This window comes from Microbacterium sp. SCN 69-37 (genome assembly GCF_001724435.1).
Lineage (GTDB): Bacteria > Actinomycetota > Actinomycetes > Actinomycetales > Microbacteriaceae > Microbacterium > Microbacterium laevaniformans.
In genome coordinates this window covers 12,184-32,579 of record NZ_MEEL01000023.1, presented here as the reverse complement: position 1 = coordinate 32,579, position 20,396 = coordinate 12,184, and the positions used below count along the sequence as shown (strand labels likewise).

The 20,396-nt window shown below is 69.7% G+C and carries 20 protein-coding genes and 1 tRNA gene; 9 read left to right on the top strand and 12 right to left on the bottom strand.

The genetic code is table 11. From position 1 onward, the window contains the following. The first annotated feature begins 18 nt into the window (after positions 1-18). The 3 genes from ABS64_RS05650 to ABS64_RS05640 are packed head-to-tail and all read left to right on the top strand — an operon-like array spanning position 19 to position 4,264. On the top strand, positions 19-1,020 hold the full coding sequence (locus ABS64_RS05650) for a sugar ABC transporter permease (RefSeq protein ID WP_036318437.1): 1,002 nt from the start codon (positions 19-21) through the stop codon (positions 1,018-1,020). Further along, positions 1,017-1,925, top strand: coding sequence for a carbohydrate ABC transporter permease (locus ABS64_RS05645; protein ID WP_036286998.1), 909 nt, complete (start codon positions 1,017-1,019; stop codon positions 1,923-1,925). The genes ABS64_RS05650 and ABS64_RS05645 overlap by 4 nt, the downstream gene beginning before the upstream one ends. A 5-nt stretch (positions 1,926-1,930) precedes the next feature. Next, positions 1,931-4,264 (top strand): glycoside hydrolase family 3 N-terminal domain-containing protein, encoded by a 2,334-nt coding sequence (locus ABS64_RS05640; RefSeq protein ID WP_288121674.1) that lies wholly within the window; start codon positions 1,931-1,933, stop codon positions 4,262-4,264. A 72-nt stretch (positions 4,265-4,336) separates the two neighbouring features. Here the strand turns inward: ABS64_RS05640 and ABS64_RS05635 are convergent, their stop codons facing one another. The 6 genes from ABS64_RS05635 to ABS64_RS05610 form a co-directional block, all read right to left on the bottom strand. Beyond that, positions 4,337-5,851 (bottom strand): alpha-L-arabinofuranosidase C-terminal domain-containing protein, encoded by a 1,515-nt coding sequence (locus ABS64_RS05635; RefSeq protein WP_036287016.1) that lies wholly within the window; start codon positions 5,849-5,851, stop codon positions 4,337-4,339. Between the two features lie 143 nt (positions 5,852-5,994). Beyond that, positions 5,995-6,486, bottom strand: a complete 492-nt coding sequence (locus ABS64_RS05630; protein WP_036287018.1) for a hypothetical protein — start codon at positions 6,484-6,486, stop codon at positions 5,995-5,997. Continuing rightward, positions 6,483-7,178, bottom strand: coding sequence for an SDR family oxidoreductase (locus ABS64_RS05625; protein WP_036287021.1), 696 nt, complete (start codon positions 7,176-7,178; stop codon positions 6,483-6,485). The genes ABS64_RS05630 and ABS64_RS05625 overlap by 4 nt, the downstream gene beginning before the upstream one ends. Positions 7,179-7,203: 25 nt before the next feature. After that, complete coding sequence (locus tag ABS64_RS05620; RefSeq protein ID WP_036287025.1) at positions 7,204-8,430, bottom strand: saccharopine dehydrogenase C-terminal domain-containing protein; 1,227 nt, start codon at positions 8,428-8,430, stop codon at positions 7,204-7,206. A gap of 47 nt (positions 8,431-8,477) precedes the next feature. Further along, on the bottom strand, positions 8,478-10,028 hold the full coding sequence (locus ABS64_RS05615) for an APC family permease (RefSeq protein ID WP_036287027.1): 1,551 nt from the start codon (positions 10,026-10,028) through the stop codon (positions 8,478-8,480). 207 nt (positions 10,029-10,235) lie between these two features. Then, the gene (locus tag ABS64_RS05610) at positions 10,236-10,829 is read right to left on the bottom strand and encodes a TetR/AcrR family transcriptional regulator (protein WP_036287068.1); all 594 of its coding nucleotides are present in this window, start codon (positions 10,827-10,829) and stop codon (positions 10,236-10,238) included. A 75-nt stretch (positions 10,830-10,904) separates the two neighbouring features. Here ABS64_RS05610 and ABS64_RS05605 point away from each other — a divergent pair, with 75 nt between their 5' ends. Then, positions 10,905-11,291 carry a DUF1304 domain-containing protein gene (locus ABS64_RS05605; RefSeq protein WP_036287030.1) on the top strand — a complete coding sequence of 129 codons (387 nt, stop codon included), beginning with the start codon at positions 10,905-10,907 and terminating at the stop codon, positions 11,289-11,291. Between the two features lie 56 nt (positions 11,292-11,347). After that, entirely contained in the window at positions 11,348-12,358 is a 1,011-nt protein-coding gene (locus ABS64_RS05600; RefSeq protein WP_036287033.1) for an NADP-dependent oxidoreductase, read from the top strand. Positions 12,359-12,471: 113 nt separating this feature from the next. Here ABS64_RS05600 and ABS64_RS05595 read toward each other — a convergent pair whose 3' ends face one another. From ABS64_RS05595 to ABS64_RS05585, 3 genes are all read right to left on the bottom strand, one after another. Further along, entirely contained in the window at positions 12,472-13,482 is a 1,011-nt protein-coding gene (locus ABS64_RS05595; RefSeq protein ID WP_292681701.1) for a tocopherol cyclase family protein, read from the bottom strand. A 39-nt stretch (positions 13,483-13,521) separates the two neighbouring features. Continuing rightward, complete coding sequence (locus ABS64_RS05590) at positions 13,522-14,232, bottom strand: VIT family protein (RefSeq protein ID WP_292681800.1); 711 nt, start codon at positions 14,230-14,232, stop codon at positions 13,522-13,524. Positions 14,233-14,447: 215 nt separating this feature from the next. Then, positions 14,448-14,987 carry a YaeQ family protein gene (locus ABS64_RS05585; protein WP_292681699.1) on the bottom strand — a complete coding sequence of 180 codons (540 nt, stop codon included), beginning with the start codon at positions 14,985-14,987 and terminating at the stop codon, positions 14,448-14,450. A gap of 74 nt (positions 14,988-15,061) precedes the next feature. Between ABS64_RS05585 and ABS64_RS05580 the strand changes: the two genes are divergently transcribed. The 3 genes from ABS64_RS05580 to ABS64_RS05570 all read left to right on the top strand — a co-directional run bounded on the left by ABS64_RS05580 (position 15,062) and on the right by ABS64_RS05570 (position 18,973). Beyond that, complete coding sequence (locus tag ABS64_RS05580) at positions 15,062-16,240, top strand: GAF domain-containing sensor histidine kinase (RefSeq protein ID WP_292681697.1); 1,179 nt, start codon at positions 15,062-15,064, stop codon at positions 16,238-16,240. Positions 16,241-16,335: 95 nt separating this feature from the next. Next, entirely contained in the window at positions 16,336-17,226 is an 891-nt protein-coding gene (locus ABS64_RS05575; protein ID WP_292681694.1) for an aldo/keto reductase, read from the top strand. Positions 17,227-17,401: 175 nt separating this feature from the next. Next, positions 17,402-18,973: an amino acid permease gene (locus tag ABS64_RS05570; protein WP_292681692.1), complete on the top strand. Its 1,572-nt coding sequence runs from the start codon at positions 17,402-17,404 to the stop codon at positions 18,971-18,973. Positions 18,974-18,991: 18 nt separating this feature from the next. Here the strand turns inward: ABS64_RS05570 and ABS64_RS05565 are convergent, their stop codons facing one another. Both ABS64_RS05565 and ABS64_RS05560 read right to left on the bottom strand, forming a co-directional pair. Continuing rightward, positions 18,992-19,435, bottom strand: a complete 444-nt coding sequence (locus tag ABS64_RS05565; RefSeq protein WP_036287062.1) for a MarR family winged helix-turn-helix transcriptional regulator — start codon at positions 19,433-19,435, stop codon at positions 18,992-18,994. 43 nt (positions 19,436-19,478) lie between these two features. Then, positions 19,479-19,898: an SRPBCC family protein gene (locus ABS64_RS05560; protein WP_036287065.1), complete on the bottom strand. Its 420-nt coding sequence runs from the start codon at positions 19,896-19,898 to the stop codon at positions 19,479-19,481. Positions 19,899-20,086: 188 nt separating this feature from the next. Here ABS64_RS05560 and ABS64_RS05555 point away from each other — a divergent pair, with 188 nt between their 5' ends. Next, positions 20,087-20,233, top strand: a complete 147-nt coding sequence (locus tag ABS64_RS05555; protein ID WP_155947531.1) for a hypothetical protein — start codon at positions 20,087-20,089, stop codon at positions 20,231-20,233. A 71-nt stretch (positions 20,234-20,304) separates the two neighbouring features. Here the strand turns inward: ABS64_RS05555 and ABS64_RS05550 are convergent. After that, positions 20,305-20,395: transfer RNA gene (locus ABS64_RS05550), tRNA-Ser, on the bottom strand. Position 20,396: the final 1 nt, after the last annotated feature.

The following is a 20,396-nucleotide window of genomic DNA, read 5'->3' as shown; positions in this document are numbered from 1 at the left end:
TCCCTTCGCGAGACCTCCGTGGCCGTCACCGACCCGGAGACGGATCTCGCGCAGCACGGCGGGGGCGGCGTGACGCCGCCCCCGCCCACGCCGCGCCGCCGTCCCCGTGGACTGGGCTGGGCCGGGAGATTCGAGATCGCGCTGCTCGTCGGGCCGGCGCTGATCATGTTCCTCGGCTTCGTCATCTTCCCGGTGGCGATGGCGGCCTACTACGGCTTCTTCCGCTGGCAGGGCTACGGCACGCCCACCGACTTCGTCGGCCTGCAGAACTACGTCACGATCCTCACCGACCCGACCTTCCTCGAGGCCCTCGGGCACAACGGCTTCATCGTGATCGCCTCGATCGTGCTGCAGGGTCCGGTGGCGGTGCTGCTGGCTCTGCTGCTCAACCGTCGGATGCGGGGGCAGTCCCTCATCCGCGTGCTGATCTTCGTGCCCTACGTCATCGCCGAGGTCGTCGTTGGCACCGGCTTCGGCCTCATGCTGCAGACGCAGGGCGCCGTGAACGGCCTGTTGGAGAACTGGGGGCTGGGCGCCCTCGCCCACGATTGGATCTCGGACCCGGCGATCGCCATCTGGACGCTGATGGCCATCCTCACGTGGAAGTACGTCGGCTTCGCCGTCATCCTCTTCCTCGCGGGACTGCAGGGCATCCCCGAGGAGCTCTACGAGGCGGCGGCGCTCGACGGCGCCGGCTACTGGCAGACCCACTGGCGCATCACGCTGCCGCTGCTGGCCCCCACGCTGCGCATCTGGGCGTTCCTCTCGATCATCGGGGCCCTGCAGCTGTTCGACCTCGTCTACATCATCTGGGGCCAGTACGTCGCCTCGACGGCTGGCACCTCCACGATGGCCACCTACATGGTGGTCAACGGCCGCAACGCCGGCAACTTCGGCTTCGGCAACGCCGTCGCCGTCGTCATCTTCGTCATCTCGCTCGTCGTCGCCCTCATCTACCAGCGCTTCGTGCTGCGTCGCGACACGGCCGGCGCCATCACCGAAGGGAAGAAGACCCGATGAGCGCGCTCACCGTCGACACCCCCGTCTCCACCGCCACGGTGGCCACCGCAGGACACCGCGGACGGGGTCCGCGCCGCACGAAGGAGCGGCTGCCCTGGGGCAGTCCGCTCGTGTACTTCATCGCTCTCGTCGTGATCGCCCTCATGCTGGCGCCGGTGCTGTACATCATCATCGGCGGGTTCCGCAGCAACTCGCAGATCACGGTCGACCCCGCCGGCTGGCCCGATCCGTGGAACGTCCAGAACTACCTGAACGTCCTCACCGGGCCGCAGTTCTGGCGTCAGGTGCTCAACTCGATCATCGCCGCCGGTGCGACCACCGCCGGAGTGGTCGCACTCGGGCTCATGGCCAGCTACGTCATCGCGCGGTATCCGTTCCGCGGGCGCGGCGCGCTCTATGCGCTGTTCGCTGCGGGTCTCATGTTCCCGATCACGGTCGCCATCACGCCGTTGTACATCGTCATCCGTGACCTCGGCCTGATGAACTCGCTCGCCGGCATCATCCTTCCGCAGATCGCGTTCGCGCTGCCGACGACGATCATCATCCTCGTGCCGTTCCTGCGGGCGATCCCGGACGAGATCCAGGAAGCCGCGTTCATCGACGGCTGCAGCCGATTGGGCTTCTTCTGGCGGATGGTGCTGCCCTTGTCGGTGCCCGGCGTCATCACGGTCGGCATCCTCGCGTTCATCGGCAGCTGGAACAGCTACCTGCTCCCCCTGTTCATCCTGAACAACGAGGCGAGCTTCACGCTGCCTCTGGGCGTGCAGGCCTTCTCCTCCCAGTACTCGGTCGACACCGCCAAGGTGCTGGCTTTCACCTCACTGTCGATGCTCCCGGCACTGCTGTTCTTCAGCCTGTTCGAGCGTCGCATCGTCGGCGGCCTCACGGGCGCCGTGAAGGGCTGATCCGTATGACGATCTCCGATTCCCCCCTCCACCAGCCGCTCGCCGAGCCGGTCTCCCCCCGGGTGGCCGCGCTCATGGCCGCGATGACCGTCGAGCAGAAGGTGGCGCAGCTGACCGGTTTCTGGGTCGACCAGGGCGACGAGGTGGTCGCGCCGATGGCCGGCGAGATGCTGGCCGGCGAAGCGACGCCCTCCGACCGCTACGAGCGGGCGTCGGCACACGGCCTCGGCCACCTCACGCGCGTCTACGGCACGAGGCCCGTGGATGCCGCGCAACGCGCGGCCTGGCTGTGGAACGAGCAGCGCCGTCTCGCCGCGGCATCCGGTCACGGCATTCGCGCGATCGTTCACGAGGAGTCGCTGACGGGGCTCGCGGCCTGGAGAGCGGCGACGTTCCCGACGCCCCTGGCGTGGGGCGCGGCGTTCGACCCCGAGCTCGTCGAGAGGATGGGACGCCTCATCGGCGAATCGATGCGAGAACTCGGCGCGCACCAGACCCTCGCCCCCGTGCTCGATGTCATCCGCGATCCCCGCTGGGGGCGTGTCGACGAGTGCATCTCGGAGGATCCCTACGCGGTGGCGACGATCGCCACGGCCTACGTGCGCGGCATCCAGGATGCCGGGGTGCACGCGACCCTGAAGCACTTCGTCGGCTACTCGTCCTCGCAGGCGGGCCGCAACCACGCGCCCGTCCACGCCGGTCCGCGTGAGCTCGCCGACGTGTTCCTGCCGCCGTTCGAGATGGCGGTGCGCGACGGCGGCGCACGCTCGGTGATGAACTCCTACACCGATATCGACGGCGTTCCGGTGGCCTCGGACCCGCGGCTGCTGACCGACCTGCTGCGCGGAACGTGGGGCTTCGACGGCGTGGTCGTCTCGGACTACTTCGCGATCGCCTTCCTCGAGACGATGCACGCCGTCGCCGCCGACCGTACCGAGGCGGCACGCCTGGCGCTGACCGCCGGCATCGACGTCGAGCTGCCCAGCGGCGACGCCTACGCCGCTCCCTTGCTCGCCGGGCTACGCGACGGCCGCATCGACGAGGCGCTCGTCGATCGGGCGCTTGCCCGCGTGCTCGCGCAGAAGGAGGGGCTAGGGCTGCTCGATCCCGACGAGAGCGAACCTCCGACCGCGATCGACCTCGACTCGCCGGCGCACCGTGAGGTCGCGCGCGAGCTCGCGGAGCGCTCGCTCGTGCTGCTGTCGAACGACGGCACGCTGCCGCTGTCCACCGGCACGGCCGGTCCGGCACGCATCGCGGTGATCGGCCCGAACGGCCACGACGCCTCGGCGTTGATGGGCTGCTACTCGTTCGCCAACCACGTGCTGGCCCATCACCCGGGAACGCCATACGGCTTCGCGATCCCGACGGTCGTCGAGGCGCTGCGCGCAGAGCTGCCCGACGCCGCGATCGTCTCTGTCGCGGGCTGCGAGGTCGAGGGCGAGGACCGGTCGGGCTTCGGCGCCGCGGTGGATGCCGCGGCATCCGCCGATGTCGCGATCGTCGTGGTCGGCGACCGCGCCGGCCTGTTCGGACGCGGCACCGTGGGCGAGGGCAACGACGCGGAGAGCCTGGAGCTGCCGGGCGTGCAGCGCGAGCTCGTCGACGCCGTCGTCGCCACGGGCACCCCGGTCGTGCTCGTGGTCGTGACCGGCCGACCCTATGCGCTCGCGTGGGCCCTGGACGCAGACGCCGATGCGCGGCCGCGCGCGGTCGTGCAGGCGTTCTTCCCGGGCGAGGAGGGCGGTGTCGCGATCGCGCGTGTGCTGTCCGGTGCGGTCTCACCCTCGGGCCGACTGCCCGTCTCGCTGCCGCGTTCGGCCGGCGCGCAGCCGTTCTCGTACCTGCATCCGATCCTGGGCGGCAACAGCGATGTGACCAGCGCCGACAGCGCGCCGGTGCGTCCGTTCGGGTTCGGACTCGGCTACACGACGTTCACCCGTACCGACCTGTCAGCGCCGGCCGAGGTCGATGCCGGCGGCGTTCTGCCGGTGAGTGTCACGGTGACCAACACCGGCTCCCGCCCCGGCACCGAGATCGTGCAGCTGTACGCGCACGACGTGCACGCCAGCGTCGTCCGACCGGTCGCCCAGCTGCTCGGATACGCCCGGGTCACGCTCGCGGCGGGAGCGAGCGCGCGCGTGCACTTCGAGGTTCCGACCGCACGCCTGGCGTTCACCGACCGGCGCGGCATCCGCATCGTCGAGCCCGGCCGCGTCGATCTCTGGGCCGGGGAGTCGGTGGCCGACCGCGAGAGCGTCGCAACCGTCACCCTCACCGGAGACGTGCACCCGGTCACGGCCGCCGATGCCCGCATCGTGGGCACACACGTCGAGTAGCGGTCTTTCGCCTCTTCCGCCACTCGACCAGACGGCCCGCCCCTTCCCGGGGCGGGCCGTTCTTCCGCGCGATCAGTCGAGGGCGAGCTCGACGGTCGCGAAGGCGTGCGGCGGCAGATCGACGCGCAGGACACCCGCCTCCACCGTGGCCTCCAACGGCACCGGGCGCACCGTGTCGGGCGCCTGCGGGGTGTTGTGCGCCGCGGCATCCGGTCCGGTCAGCACGCGGGCGCGCACGACCCTGGCGTTGCGACCGCGGAGGTCGATCTCGACGGGCAGCGCGTCGTCGACGCCGACGTGCGTGAGCGAGACGAGCACGGCGCCGTCCTTCATGGATGCCGACAGCGACAGCGCCGGCAGGTCGGCCCCGTCGACTCCCACCCGCGGTGCCGACACGACGTGTGCGGGCACCGACAGCGCATCATGGTGGCCGACGTTCATCTCGTACACGTGATAGGTCGGGGTCAGCACGAGTCCGCCGTCGTCGTCGGTGAGGATCATCGCCTGCAGCACGTTGAGCGTCTGCGCGATGTTCGCCATGCGCAGCCGCGCAGCGTGGCGGTGGAACACGTCGAAGTGGATGCCGGCGACCAGCGCATCGCGCACCGTGTTCTGCTGGAAGAGGAAGCCGGGGTTGGTCCCCGGCTCCACGCTCCACCAGGTGCCCCATTCATCGCAGACGAGGTCGATGGTGCGCTCGGGGTCGTAGGCGTCCATGACGGCTTCGTGCGCGCGGATCACGCGCTCGATCTCGTAGGCCTTGCCGATCGTGCGTACGTATTCGTCGCGCGAGAACGCCGTCGCCGACTCCTTCTGGATGCCGGTGCCGGCGTGCGTGTAGTAGTGGAACGAGATCGCCTGGAACGGCGAGCGCTGCGGGTCGGGGGCGTTCGTCGACATCGCCGACGCCATGAGTGCGTGCGTCCAGCGCACGTCGTCGTCGGCGGCGCCGGCCGCGATACGGGTGAGGGTGTTGCCGTCGTGCTCCCTGCAGAAGGTCGCGTAGCGCCGGGCGAGGGAGGTGTAGTACTCGGGCGTCATGTTGCCGCCGCACCCCCACGCCTCGTTCCCGAGCCCCCAGAACGGCACCCGCCACGGCTCGTCGCGACCGTTCGCCCGGCGCAGGCGTGCCATCGGACTGTCGCCCGAACGGGTGAGGTACTCGACCCACTCGCTCATCTCCTGCACGGTGCCGCTGCCGACGTTGCCGTTGACGTACGGCTCGGCGCCGAGCATGTGGCACAGATCCATGAACTCGTGGGTGCCGAAGGCGTTGTTCTCGACGACGTCTCCCCAGTTGGTGTTGACCATCGTCGGGCGCTCATCGCGGGGCCCGATTCCGTCGCGCCAGTGGTACTCGTCGGCGAAGCACCCGCCGGGCCAGCGCAGGTTCGGGACGTGGAGGCGGCGGAGGGCCTCGACGACGTCGAGGCGGATGCCGCGCTCGTTCGGGATCGGCGAGTCCTCCCCCACCCAGAAGCCGCCATAGATGCACCGGCCGAGGTGCTCGGCGAAGTGCCCGTAGAGGTGGCGGCTGATCTGCGGACCCGTGACGTCGAGGTCGACGGCGGCGCGAGCGATGGTCATGACGGCTCCCGTTCTGCGGCTGCTCCGCCGCCCTCCCATCCTCGCACCAATATGTTTCACATGACAACAAATATGGACCCGCGGCACCGAGCGCGCCGCGACGGGCGAGAACCAGCGGCGCACCGTGCGGCAGCGCAGCCGCGTCAGCGCAGCGAGAGCTGGTCGTCGAGGTAGTCGGCCAGCGGCCGACGCACGCCGGCCGCCGTCCACGTCACCAGCGGGATGCCGTCGACGAGCACCAACGGCCCGGAGCGCTCACCCCGGCGCACGGCGTCGAGGTCGATCTGCGTCGCACCCAGGTGCAGCACCTCGCCGTCGACGAACCCGCCGCGCGCCGCCGCGGCCGCACGCTCCGAACGGGCGCGCTGCGCCTCCGCCGTGTAGCCGCGGACCGCCTCGGCGCGGGCGCGGAGGATCTCGCCGGTGGCATAGACCTCGGCATCCGCGATGAGAAGCACACCGACGTGCCACGCCTCGTCGACCGGCACGATCCGCGGAGCGCGGCCGAAGCCCAGCAGCCGCCGGCTGTGGGCCCAGTCACCCAGACGTTCGCGCGGCGATCCCGCCAGACGACGGCGGGCGTCGGAGAGCACGGTGTCGAGCTGGTCGGCGCCGGCGGCGACCTCGTCGGTCATCGCGGGCCGGGTCGGACGGTCAGATCGCTGATGACCGCGTCACGCGGAAGATCGAGCGCCGTGAGCACGGCCGTGACGACCGACGCCGGGTCGATCCACCGGTCGGGGTCGTAGTCCGCCCCCTCCTGCGCGTGGACCTCCGCCTGCATGGGGGTGGCGGTGCGCCCGGGATACACGCTCGTCACGCGCACGCCGTGCTCGGCCTCCTCGCCGCGGAGGGCGTCGGCGAGGGCCTTGAGCCCGTGCTTGGATGCCGCGTACGCCGCCCACTGCGGATGCGCGGTGAGACCCGCGCCCGAGTTGACGAACACCACCTGGCCACGGGCAGCGCGCACCCGCGGCAGCAGCAGCCGGGTCAGCTCGGCGGGCGCGGTCAGGTTCACGGCCAGCTGGCTCTCCCACGCCGATACCGGCAGATCGCCCACGCGGCCGAGTTCGACGATGCCCGCGGCGTGGATGACGCTGTCGATCCGCTCCGGGACGGCATCAGCGTGGTGCATCGCGTCGGCGATCGCAGCCGGGTGCGCAAGGTCGGCGACGATGGTGACGCTGCCCGGGAACGCGCGCGACAGATCGTCGGCCCGGGCGGCATCGCGGACGATGAGCACGAGGCGGTCGCCGCGCGCCGCGAGCCGCTCGGCGACGAGGTTTCCGATGCCGGAGCCCGCTCCGGTGATCACGTGGGTGGTCATCTGACCATCCTCGCACCGCGGTGGTTCAGACCGCCCTGTCCTCCATGCCCCACGGCGAGCCGTAACCGGTCGGCGCGGGCGCGGCGAGCAGGTCGAGGAACGGCTTCGCGTCGAACGCCTCGGGGCCGAGCACGCCGGTACCGGTCCACACCCCCGTGGCGAGCAGCTCGAGCGCGATGACCGGGTTGATGGCGGTCTGCCAGACGACCGCCTGCGAACCGTACTCGCGCATCGTCTCCTCGTTGTCGGCCACGTGGTACAGGTACGTCGAGCGCGGGCGGCCGTCGACGCCGGTTCCCGTGACCCACACGCCGGCACAGGTCTTGCCGCTCATCTTGTCGCCGATGGTCGCCGGGTCGGGAAGGCACGCGGCGACCACGTCGCGCGGCGAAACCTCCACGCCCTTGACGTTGACCTTCGCGGTGCTGTCCAGGCCGAGCTTGTGGAGGGTCTTCAGCACGCCGATGAACTCGTCGCCCAGGCCGTACTTGAAGGTGACGCGCTTCGCCTTCGTCCAGCGCGGCATCAGCAGCACCTCCTCGTGCTCGACGTTGACGCATTCCACCGGACCGATCCCGCCCGGAAAGTCGAACACCTCGGGCTCGCTGAACGGCTCCGTCGTGTACCAGCCGCGGTCCTTCTCGTAGATGACCGGCGGATTGAGGCACTCCTCGATCGTCGTCCAGATCGAGAACGACGGTGCGAAGTCGTAGCCGGCCACCACGAGGTTCGCTCCGTCGCGCACGCCGAGCTCGTCGATCTCGCTGAACAGATGGTCTTCGGCATAGCGGGCGAAGACGTCCGACAGCCCCGGCTCGACCCCGATGCCGACGAGGGCGAGCCGACCGGCATCCTTCCACTGGCCGTCCTTGGCGAACTGCTCGTCGCCGAGCTTGACGCCCGGCAGTGCGTGCGGCTGCTCGGGATGCGGCGTCGACAGGCTCATCGCCATGTCGAGGTAGGTGGCGCCGGCGGCGAGTGCGCCGTCGAAGATCGGCATGACGAAGCGCGGGTCGACGGCGTTGAGCACGTGGGTGATGCCGTGCGCCTCGATGAGCCCCGCCACCGCATCGGCACGCGAAGCGTCGACCTGGGCCGCCTCGACGCGCGGGTCGGCGACCTCGTCGACGAGCGCCTGCGGGCGCGCCGGGTCGTAGTCGGCGACGACGAGCTTCTCGAAGAAGTCGCGGCGGACGGCGATGCGGACGGCGGCCGAGCCGACGCCTCCGGCGCCGACGATGAGGATACGCATGAGATTCCTTGTCGTTGAGAGGAAGGGGATGCCGACAGGCGCGGTCGTCAGATGCCGCCGTCGATGGAGCGGATGATGTCGCCGGGCTCCTCGGGAACGAGCACCGGGGTCTCGCGGTTCAGAGAGCGCCCCTGGAAGAACGGCTTCGAGCGCGGGAAGAGGTACCAGACGAACATCAGCACGACGCCGACGAGCAGCGCTCCGATGCCCACGACGAAGGTGCCGCCGATGCCGAGCAGCACCGTGTTGCCGTAGTTCACGTCGAACATGTCGATGGCGGACTGCACGAAGGCGAAGGTCAGCATGAGGGCGCCCAGCAGCGGGAAGATGCCCTTGACCCACAGCTCACGCGCGGAGTTGCGAAGGTCGCGGCGGAAGTACCAGACGCAGGCGTAGCCGGTGATGGCGTAGTAGAACGCGATCGCGAGGCCGAGCGAGGAGATCGAGTCCTGCAGGATGTTGTCGCTGATCAGCGTCATGCCGAGGTAGTAGCAGATGGCCACGGTGCCACCGACGATCGTCGAGAACGACGGCGTCTTGTACACCGGGTGCACGTCCTTGAACCGCGCGGGCAGTGCGCGGTAGACGCCCATCGCGAGCGTGCCGCGCGCGGTGGGCAGGATGGTCGTCTGCGTCGAGGACACGGCCGAGATCAGCACGGCGACCACGAGCAGCCAGCCCCACGGGCCGAGCAGGCCGTCCTTGATCGCGAGGAAGAAGTCGTCGGCGTTGTCGGGGTTGGCCAGACCCGGCCCGTCCTCGCCGAGCCCCGCGTACATCATGGCGGCGATCGTGACCGAAACGTAGGTGAACAGCAGGATGACGGTGGTCAGCAGCGCCGCGCGCCCCGGGATGCGCTTGGGGTCCTTGGTCTCCTCGTTGAGCGCGAGGCACGAGTCCCAGCCCCAGTAGATGAACAGGGCGAGCAGCACGGCCTCGGTGAAACCGTGGTAGTCGGTGAACGCGAACGGATTCAGCCAGTTCCAGTCGAAGGGGGTGGGAGCGGGGGCGTTGCCCGCGAAGAACTCCCAGAGCGCCGCGACGACGAAGATCGCGAGGGCCAGGTACTGCACGCCGAGCAGCACGTTCTGGATGCGCTCGCCGATCTCGACACCGCGCCAGCTCACCCACGTCATCGATGCGATGAACAGCACGGCCACGAGGATGATGCGCCAGTCGTTGTTCTCGAGTTCCATGCCGAACAGCGCCCAGAAGTAGATCGAGCCGATCTGCGCGAGGTTGGCGAGCACGACCATGCCCGCGATCGCGACGCCCCAGCCGCCCATCCAGCCCACCCACGGCCCGAAGGCCTTCGTCCCCCACGTGAAGGTCGTGCCGCAGTCGGGGATCTTGTTGTTCAGCTCGCGATACGCGAACGCCGTGAACAGCATCGGGACGAACGCGATGATGAAGGCGATCGGCGCCTGCGCCCCCACGGCGAGCACGACGAAACCGAGCGTCGCGACCAGGGAGTAGACGGGGGCCGTCGACGCCAGGCCGATGACGGTCGACCCCCACAGCCCCAGGGTGCCGGCGGCGAGGCCCTTGCCGTCGCCGCGTTCCAGATGAATCGGTGTGGTGCTGCCGAAGTCGCTCATCGCTCTTCTCCGCCCTCGCAACGTCATGGGTGCACCGTCGTCCCCAGTGACGCGGTGAGGGAAGACTAGAACGACACGATGCGCACGCGCGCACGACGCGAGGGCGAATCTGTGGCGCCCCCTCCGCCACCGCGTACATCGCCCCGCCCGCCGGCACCCCCGCCCCCGGTCGTTGAGCGAGCGCAGCGAGTCGAAACGCCGACACCCTCAGTCGGCGGCGCCCTCGGCATCCACTAGGGCGGCGGCGGTCTCGAGACTGCGGATCGCTTCGGGAGCCGACGGGCGGACGAGAGCGAACGCCGCGACGACGAGCCCCGTGACGGCGTCGGCGAGGCGCGCACGGCGCGCGGCGGATGCCGCGGGCACCGCGACATCGACGCCGCGGCCGATCGCGGTCCGCAGCTCGGCACGGTAGTCGTCGATCACGTGCGCGACGTCGGAGTCGCGCGCGACGGGCGCTCCGGCGGCGTTGATGAGCAGGCAGCCGTGCGCGGCGGGCATCGAGCCGACACGGGCGAAGGCGTCGGCGAGGCCGCTGAGGTACGCGCGGAGCGCCCCGGCCTCGACGGTCTCCGCCTCGAGCGGGGCGAGTCGCGGACGCACGACCTCGTCGAGGTAGCTCTGCACCGCCGCGTCGAACAGGCCGCGCTTGGAGTCGAATGCGTTGTAGATGCTGGAGCGGTTGAGCCCGGTCGCCGCCTCGAGCCCCGCGATCGAGGCGTCCTCGTAGCCGTGCTCCCAGAAGAACTGCCGGGCGGCGCGCACGACGGCGCGGCGATCGAACTCCCGAGTTCTGGCCATGGCATCCACCTCACTTTCTAAAACGACCGTTTCAGTATATATTGAACCAGTCAGTTCAGAAACAGGAGGATTCCCATGGTCATCGTCGGTCTCGTGCTCGCCTCCGTCGCGGCGCTCATCCACGTCTTCATCTTCTGGCTCGAGTCCATCGCCTGGACCACGCCGCGCGCCCGTGCCACGTTCGGCACCAGCGCCGAAGAAGCTCAGGCCACGCGCGAGATGGCCTTCAACCAGGGCTTCTACAACCTGTTCCTCGCCGTGCTGGTCGCCATCGGCGTCGTCCTCTTCGCCACCGGTGCCACCGCGGCGGGTGCGGCTCTCGTCTTCGCGGGCGCCGGCTCGATGACCGCGGCCTCGCTGGTGCTGCTGGTGTCCAGCCCCGACAAGGCCTCCGCCGCCCTGAAGCAGGGCGTCATCCCCACCCTGGGGGTGGTGGCTCTCGCCATCGGCCTGCTCATCTGACCCACCCCCGTCGCACACCCGACCCCATCCCCATCCGCATCCCACAAGGAGAACGAATGACAGACGCCACCAGCACTCAGATCCAGCTCGCCGCCCGCCCCGTCGGGTGGCCCACGCACGACGACTTCCACGTCGCGACGGTCACCTACGGCGCCCCCCAGGCCGGCGAAGTGCGCGTACGCAACGAGTTCGTCTCCGTCGACCCCTACATGCGCGGTCGCATGAACGACACCCGCAGCTATGTCGCCCCCTACGCGCTCGGCGAGACCATCTCCGGCGGCGCGGTCGGGCGCGTGGTGGCCTCGGCATCCGACGACCTGCCGGTCGGCACGGTCGTGCTGCACCAGCACGGCTGGTCGGACGTCGTCCAGGCCGATGCCGCGACCTTCCGCGCCATCCCGGAGATTCCCGGGGTGCCGCTCTCGCTGAACCTGCACATCCTCGGTATGACCGGGCTCACCGCGTACGTCGGACTCACCGCCATCGCGCACCTCACGCCCGGCGACACCGTCTTCGTCTCCGGCGCGGCCGGCGCCGTCGGCACCGCAGTGGGCCAGATCGCCAAGCGCCTGGGCGCAGGGCGGGTCATCGGCTCGGCCGGAACGCCGGAGAAAGTCGCCCTGCTGACCGAGAAGTACGGCTATGACGCCGCTTTCAACTACAAGTCCGGAGATGTGCGCACACTTCTCGCGGAGGCCGCGCCCGACGGCATCGACGTGTTCTTCGACAACGTCGGCGGCGACCACCTCGAGGCGGCGCTCGACGCCTTCAACGACGGCGGACGAGCAGCTCTGTGTGGCGCCATCACCGGCTACAACAGCACCGAGCGCCGGCCCGGTCCCGACAACATGTCGAACATGATCACGCGCGCCCTCACGATGCGGGGCTTCACGCTCGCCGCGTACCTGCACCTGGCCCCCGAGTTCCAGCAGAAGATGTCGGGCTGGTTCGCTGAGGGCGGCATCGTCTACGACGAGACGATCGTCGACGGCATCGAGAACACCGTCGACGCCTTCCTGTCCATGATGCGCGGCGCCAACACGGGAAAGATGCTCGTGCGCATCTGATCGCCCGCTCACCCGGGCAGACCCGCAGAATCGGGGTCGCGTTGCGTCGCCAGCTGAGGCTGGTTACGACGGAATGCGACCCCGATCCGCGTGTGAGGCCGCAGAGGGGCGGGTCAGCGCAGGGCGAGCAGGCGCGCGGTGTCGCCGAAGACCTCCAGCCCCGCGCACGCGCCGACGCCCTCCAGGAGCACGCGCCCCGCGGCATCCGTGTGCCGGATGATCACGCGGGCATCGAGCGTCTCTTCCACGCGCTGGCGCATCGCGGTGCGCAGCGGCGCGTGCAGCAGGCCCCCGCGCACGCGCTCGGCCTCGAGTTCGAGCCGCCCGTCGGGACCCTCCATGCTCCACCCCACGCGGTCGTCGTCGATGGTGAGGCTGCGCTCCCGGGACCGGTTGTAGGTGGTCCAGCGGTGCAGACGACCGCCGTGGCGAAGTCCCACGATCGAACCGCGGAACGAGCCGCGCAGCCACGGGATGATGGCGACCGATGCCGCGAGTGAAGCGTCCGCCGCACCGCCGCCGACCGGGTCGATGTGGTTCGACGCGAGCCAGACGTACCCCGCGGGAAACGCCTGGCCCCAGTCCTTCTCGATGTAGCCGCGCCCGCCGCCGAACGCGACCTGCTCACCCTCGACCTGCAGCGTGCCGTTGAGGTCGTGCCCGAACGACACGACGCCGTGGAAGCACTCCATGAACGGCACGAGCCCGTACCAGCCCATGATTCCCGGCTCGCGAAGCGTCACCGGCCACAACTGGAGGGGTGTGGCGTACGAGATCCGCCCCCGCAGCTGCGGCAGATCGAGGGTCACTCCTTCGGAATCGAAGGTGTTTGCGCCCACGCGCACCTCGAACCGCCGGTCGGATGCCGCGAACTCCTCGAGGTCGAAGCGGTGGTACCACGACCTTCCCGCGACACCGTCGAGCACCTGGACGAAGGCCTCGTCTGCCGGCATGTCGCCGCGGCCATCGCCGCGGAACACCCCCGGGATCACGGCCCACCGGTGCGCGCGGTCGGCGGAGACGAGCTTGACGTACCAGCCCTCGAAGAACGGCCGCCCGGCGCCGCGGCCGTGGAAAGCCTCGGGATGCCGGGCCCCGCGCAGATACGCCATCGGAGTCCGCATGCGGCTCACCCTACGCCGGGCGCACGCCGACGCGGTGGGTCAGCCGACGGCGGTGCCGAAGAGGGTGCCGACGAGGAAGGTGGCACCCAGCGCGAGCGCGCCGCCGATGACCGTCCGCATGATGGCGCGGCCGCGGTTGGCGCCGCCCAGCCAGGCGGCGAGGTAGCCGGTGACGGCGAGGGCGAGCAGCACGGACACGAACGTCCAGACGAGGCGCGCCGGATGCGGCAGGAGGAGGATCGTCGCCATCGGCAGCAGAGCGCCCACGAAGAAGGAGACGGCCGAGGCGAACGCGGCGTACCACGGACTCACCACGTCGTCCTGGTCGATGTTCAGCTCGGCCGACAGGTGCGCGGCGAGCGCGTCGCGCGCGGTCAGCTCGGTCGCGACACGCGTGGCCGTCTCCTCACTGAGTCCCTGCTCGCGGTAGAGACCGACCAGTTCGACGAACTCGCCCTCCGGATCGTCGGCGAGCTCCCTGCGCTCCTTCTCGATGAGGGCGTGCTCGCTGTCGCGCTGGCTGGAGACCGACACGTACTCCCCCAGCGCCATGGAGATCGCCCCGCCGACGAGGGCGGCCGACCCGGCGAGCAGAACCGGCATGACCTCGGCCGTCGCGCCGGCCACGCCGACGACGACCGCCGCCGTGGAGACGATGCCGTCGTTCGCTCCGAGCACGCCGGCGCGCAGCCAGTTCAGTCGCTGCGCCACGCCGCCGCGGTGCGGCTCATCAGGATGCGAGGATTCCATCTCGGTCACCCCATCACCGTATGCCGACCGCCGCGGGCGCGCCAGCAAGGCAAGCCCAAGCGAACCCCGCCCCCCGCCCGGTCGTGGAGCCGGCGCAGCGCGTCGAAACCCCGACACGCGGTCACGAACTCCGCAGAAAGCGACGAACTCCGCACCGCTCAGCGGCGATGGATGCGGAGTACGCACGATCCTGCGGAGGTGCGCGGTGCGGCGCGTCAGGCCAGTGCGTGCTCGTGCAGCGCCGACGACAGGCTCGTCCCGTTGACGTCGAGGTAGAGCTGGGCCTCCGTCACGGAGAGGGTGACGGCGTTGCGCCGCGCGACGGCGTCGGCGGCGGCATCCACGAATCCGGCATCGAACGTTCGCAGCACGATGTCGTCGGCGCGGTGGATCTTCTTGCCCGCCCACAGGGGCAGCAGCTTGGCCGGGTCGCGGTGACTGTAGACGACGGTGCGCTCGGCGAGCTTGCTGCCGCGGTGCAATCGGTCGGCGTCGGGAGCCCCGACTTCGATCCATGCCGTGATCGCCCCGGTCGCGTCCCGCACCAGCACGGCGGGTTCGTCGGTGGCCGAAACACCCTCGGTGAACGCGATGCCGTCCGCGTACTCGAGGCAGTAGGCGAGCAGGCGCGTCACCATGAACGCGCTCGTCTCGGACGGATGCTGCGCCATCCGCAGCGACAGACTCTCGTAGACGCCACGATCGACGTCGGCCACCTGCACGTCGAAGGTGTGCATCACTGCGCCGGTCGCCATGGCTCCAGCCTACGGCGCCCGCCGGGGCGGACCCGGCCATTATCCTGGTCGCAGCCGACAGGAGAAGAACGCGCATGCCGATCACCGACGCCGCTGCCCGTCTCGAGGCGATCGCCGACTACCGCATCGTCGGCGCACCGGCGGAGCCGAACCTCGAAGGCCTCGCCCGCCTCGCGACGACGCTGTGCCACGCCGGCGGCGCCGCGGTGAACATCATCGACGACCGCTACCAGTATGCGGTCGCGACCGTCGGGATCGAGCCGGGCACCTGCACGCGCGAGGACTCGATGTGCGCCGTCGTGCTCCCTGACGCCCGGCACGTGTTCGTCACCGACGCGAGCATCGACGAGCGCTTCGCCGAGAACCCCTTTGTGACCGGCGCGCGCGGCCGTGTCCGCTTCTACGCGTCCAGCCCGCTCATCACGCCGGCGGGCGTCGCGATCGGAACGCTCTGCGTCTTCGACGACCATGCCGGCACTCTCACCGCGGAGCAGAGCTCCGCCCTGGATCTGCTGGCCGGGCAGGCCGTGGAGGTGCTGGAGCTGCGCCGGCTGACGCACGAGCTGGAGCGCTCCAACGATCAACTCGCGCACTTCGCCGGTCAGATCAGCCACGATCTGCGCAACCCGCTCACGGCTCTCATGGGCCAGATCGATCTCGCCCTGGACGGCGTGGACGACGGCGACGGGTCGCGCGCGACCCACGCGCTGCGTCGGGCGGATGCCGCGGCGGCGCGGATGAACGTCATGATCACCGAGCTGCTCGCCTATGCGCGGGTGGGCGGCGCGGAGGCCCACCGCGAACGCGTCGCGCTGGGACCGCTCGTGGAGGGCGTGATCGCCGACCTCGAACGAGCCGTCGCCGCGTTCGATGCCCGCATCACCGTGCGCATCGATCCGGACGACGCCATCGTCTGCGACCCGGCGCTGATCGCGGTGCTGCTGCAGAACCTCCTCGCCAACGCCCTCAAGTTCGCGGCAGCCGCCGGCGTCGCGCCCGTCGTCGAGCTGGACGCGCAGCGCGGGCCGACGGGGTGGGCGATCACCGTCGACGACAACGGTCCGGGTGTGGCGGCGCAGCTGCGCGACCGCGTGTTCGACATCATGGAGCGCGGCGACGCCGCCGACGTGCCCGGACTCGGGCTGGGCCTTGCCACCTCCCGGCGCATCGTGCAGGCGCACGGCGGGCGCATCGGCATCGAGGACGCGGTACTCGGGGGCGCACGCCTGCGGGTGAGCCTGCCGGCCGTCTGACCGGCGACGCCGCATCGTCCAGGCGGCCTCGACGTCGCGGGCATGCGGCAGAGTGGAGCGCGTACGTCGTCGTACGACCGACCGGAAGGAACCCCATGCAGCAGCGCACGATCGGACCGTTCACCGTGTCCGCGATCGGGCTGGGCGCCATGCCGGTCTCGATGAACAACGACAACGAGCTGCCCGATCGCGCCGATGCGATCGGGACGGTGCACGCCGCGCTGGATGCCGGGGTCACCTTCATCGACACCGCCGACATCTACGCGCCCTCGTGGGATCAGATGGGTCACAACGAGCGCATCGTGCGCGACGCGCTCGCCTCGTGGGACGGCGACACGAGCGGCATCCTGGTCGGAACGAAGGGCGGCATCACGCGCACCGCCGAGAAGGACTTCGGCCGTGACGGATCACTCGGCTACCTGCGCTCGGCGGTGCAGCGCTCGATGGAGAACCTCGGTGTCGAGGTCATCGACTTCTACCAGTACCACCGCCCCGACCGGTGGATTGTGTACGGCGAGATCATGCAGAACCTGAAGACCTTGCAGGACGAAGGTCTCGTGCGGGCACTGGGCATCTCCAATGCGAGCGTCGAAGAGATCGCGATCGCCGAGCAGGTGCTCGGCGCGGGCAACCTCGTGAGTGTGCAGAACCAGTTCTCGCCGCGGTATCCGGGCAGTTTCGGCGAGCTGCAGTACTGCGACGCGCACGGCATCGCCTTCCTGCCGTGGAGCCCGCTCGGCGGCACCGGTGGGGGCGGGCGCTCGGTCGGCGATCGGTTCGGCGTCTTCCGGGAGATCGGCGAGGCCCACTCCGTGAGCGCGCAGCAGGTCGTGCTCGCGTGGGAGCTCTCCCTGAGCCCGCTGATCGTTCCGATTCCGGGGGCGCGACGCGCGGCATCCATCACCGACTCCGCGCGCGCCGCCGACCTCGTGCTCGACGCGGACGAGCTGGCGCGCTGCACCGCCGCGGTGGGGCTGGAGGTCTGACGCCCGCGTTTCGACTCACTGCGCTCGCTCAACGACCGGGAGCCGCCGTCCCCAGCCGATCGTTGAGCGGGCGGCACAGTCGTGAGTCGAAACGCCCCCGAACATCGGCTGATTTTTCACGACACGCGTGCGCACGTGCCACACGGGCGAAACACGCCGCCTCCATGATTGCGGGATGACGGACAACGAGGCGCTCTCGCGCATGGATCCCGAGGACGCCCGCGAGAACGCTCGCGAGCTGACGGGAGATCGCGCCCAGGCTGCGCAGGACTTCTCCAGCGAGGACGCCGGCTATCACAAGACGCTGCGCCCACGACAGATTCAGATGATCGCCATCGGCGGCGCCATCGGAACGGGTCTGTTCATGGGCGCCGGCGGCCGCCTCGCCTCCAGCGGCCCCTCGCTGATCCTCGTCTACGCCGTGTGCGGCTTCTTCGCCTTCCTCATCCTGCGCGCGCTCGGCGAGCTCGTGCTGCACCGCCCCTCGTCCGGCTCTTTCGTCTCGTACGCCCGCGAGTTCTACGGCGAGAAGCTCGCGTACGGCGCGGGGTGGATGTACTTCCTCAACTGGGCCATGACCTCCATCGTGGACGTCACCGCGGCGGCCCTGTACGTGAAGTTCTGGGCGCAGTACTGGCAGCCGTTGCAGCAGGTGCCGCAGTGGACGATCGCCTTGATCGCCCTGGTGGTCGTACTCTCACTCAACCTCGTGAGCGTCAAGCTGTTCGGCGAGATGGAGTTCTGGTTCGCGCTCATCAAGGTCGCCGCGCTCGTGATCTTCTTGATCGTCGGCACCTGCTTCCTGATCTTCAACGGTGCGACCGATGTCGGAGCCACGGGCTTCAGCGTCATCGCCGAGAACGGCGGCCTCTTCCCCATGGGCTTCGTCGCGCCGCTCCTCGCGATCTCCGGCGTCGTGTTCGCCTACGCCGCGATCGAGCTCGTCGGCACCGCCGCCGGTGAGACCGCCCACCCGGAGAAGGTCATGCCGAAGGCGATCAACACGGTCGTCTTCCGTATCGCGATCTTCTACGTCGGGTCGATCCTGTTGCTGTCTCTCCTGCTGCCGTTCAGCACCTACGAGGCCGGACAGTCGCCGTTCGTGACGTTCTTCTCGCACATCGGCTCCCCCGAGACCGGTGCGATCGCGGGTTCGGTGATGAACTTCGTCGTCCTCACCGCCGCGCTGTCGAGCCTGAACGCGGGCCTGTACTCCACCGGCCGCATCCTGCGCTCGATGTCGGTGAACGGCTCGGCCCCCGCGTTCACTGCCAAGATGAGCAGGAACGGGGTGCCCTACGGCGGCATCCTGCTGACGGCCGTCATCACCCTCGCAGGCGTCGGCATCAACGCACTGTGGCCCTCGCAGGCGTTCGAGATCGTGCTCGAGGTATCAGCGCTCGGCATCATCGGCGGCTGGGCGACCATCATCCTCTGCCAGCTCAAGCTCGTGAAGTGGGCCAAAGAGGGCAGGCTCCAGCGTCCGTCCTTCCGCCTGTTCGGGGCGCCGTTCACGTCATATCTCACGCTCGCGTTCCTCGTCTTCGTGCTCGTCACGATGGGCTTCTCCGAGACCGGCAGGTGGGTGCTGGCGTCGCTCATCGTGCTGATCCCGGCGCTCATCGTCGGCTGGTTCGGAGCCCGCGGCAAGATCCAGGCCGCCGTTGCGGCACGGGAGGGCTACACGGGCACCTACCCGGTGATCGCCGAGCGCCAGGCGACAGAGGCGGCCAAGCGGCGCCGTTGATCGAGTTGTCGTTACTGATCAGCGATCCAGATGCGAGAGGTGCTCGAGGAGCGACATCGGCGCGGCCGAACGTGGGCCGAAGAACTCCTCGTCGGCCGCCTCGACCGCGGCGTTAGCTGTGCGTGCTTTGTCGGCCCCTGCAGCGGTGGCCAGCACGCGCCGCGCCCTGGCGTCAGCGGGGTCGACGCGCCGTTCGACGAGCCCCTTTGCTTCCAGCGCGCGGAGCACCTGCGAGACCATCATCGGGTCGGTGCGCACGGTCTGGGCGAGGTCGACCTGGGTCATCCCCTCGGGGTCGGCTCGCCAAGTGAGGGCGGCGAGCAGCACGAATTGCACGTGCGTCAGGTCGAAGGGTGCGAGCGTCCGGCGCATCACCGCCTGCCAACGATTGGTCACGCGCCAGAGCATGAAGCCCGGGCTGGCATCGTCGGACTCGAATCGCGTGTTCAACCCCGCTGTCATGCGTCGTTCTTCGTCTCCTCGATCGGCACCGAGAATCACTCTGTCACGGGGTCTCGACGAGTGCGATGAGACGATCGAGATCCTCCGGGACCGAGACCGAGAACCCCTTGAAGGCCGTCCGCGCCCACACCCGCGCGAGGGGACCGGTCATCCACACGCGGACGGTGAGCGTGGACCCATTGGGCGCGGACTCGACCGTGTGTCGGAACGTGAGGCGTGCCCCCGGCACGCTGCTGACGTCGGTGTACACGCGGTCCTGCTCGCACTCGGAGATCGTGAACCGGGTCTTCGGGCCGCCCACCGGCTTCAATACGCCCCGTGTGCCGGCGCGCACGGGGCCCTCCACACGCACCCACTCGGTGTCGGGCGACCACTCCGGCCATGACGCGTGGTCGATCCATCGCGCGAAGTAGTCTGCGGGCGCGGCGGAGGAGGTGCGGACGGCGGCAGCGAGTTCGATCATGAATTTAATATGCGCGCTTACTATGCAGATGTCAAGTGCCGTGACATTCGGGCCTGCCCGGTGCTCGTGATCAACGAGCACCGGCGCCGATATGGTCACCTCATGTCGATCCCCGCTGACAGACCCCTCGCCACGACCGCAACGGACTCGCGCTCGCGGGCGTCGTCATCGCAGGCGTCGGCGTCGCCGTGACGCTGGTGATCGTGTTCATGCTCGGCGCCACCCTGGTGGATGCCGGGCAGACCTGCGCTCGCCTCGGAGAAGGCGTGCACACCGTGGGGCCCGCGACCTATACCTGCGGCCCCGGCTCCTTCTACGTCCGCTATGGCGGCTGACCGGCAGCGAAAGCACCGACGACGAAGGCCCCGACATCCGCGCGATTTCGCGGGAGTCGGGGCCTTCGTGATGGCGGTGACGGTGGGATTTGAACCCACGGTAGGGGGTTACCCTACACAACTTTTCGAGAGTTGCACCTTCGGCCGCTCGGACACGTCACCG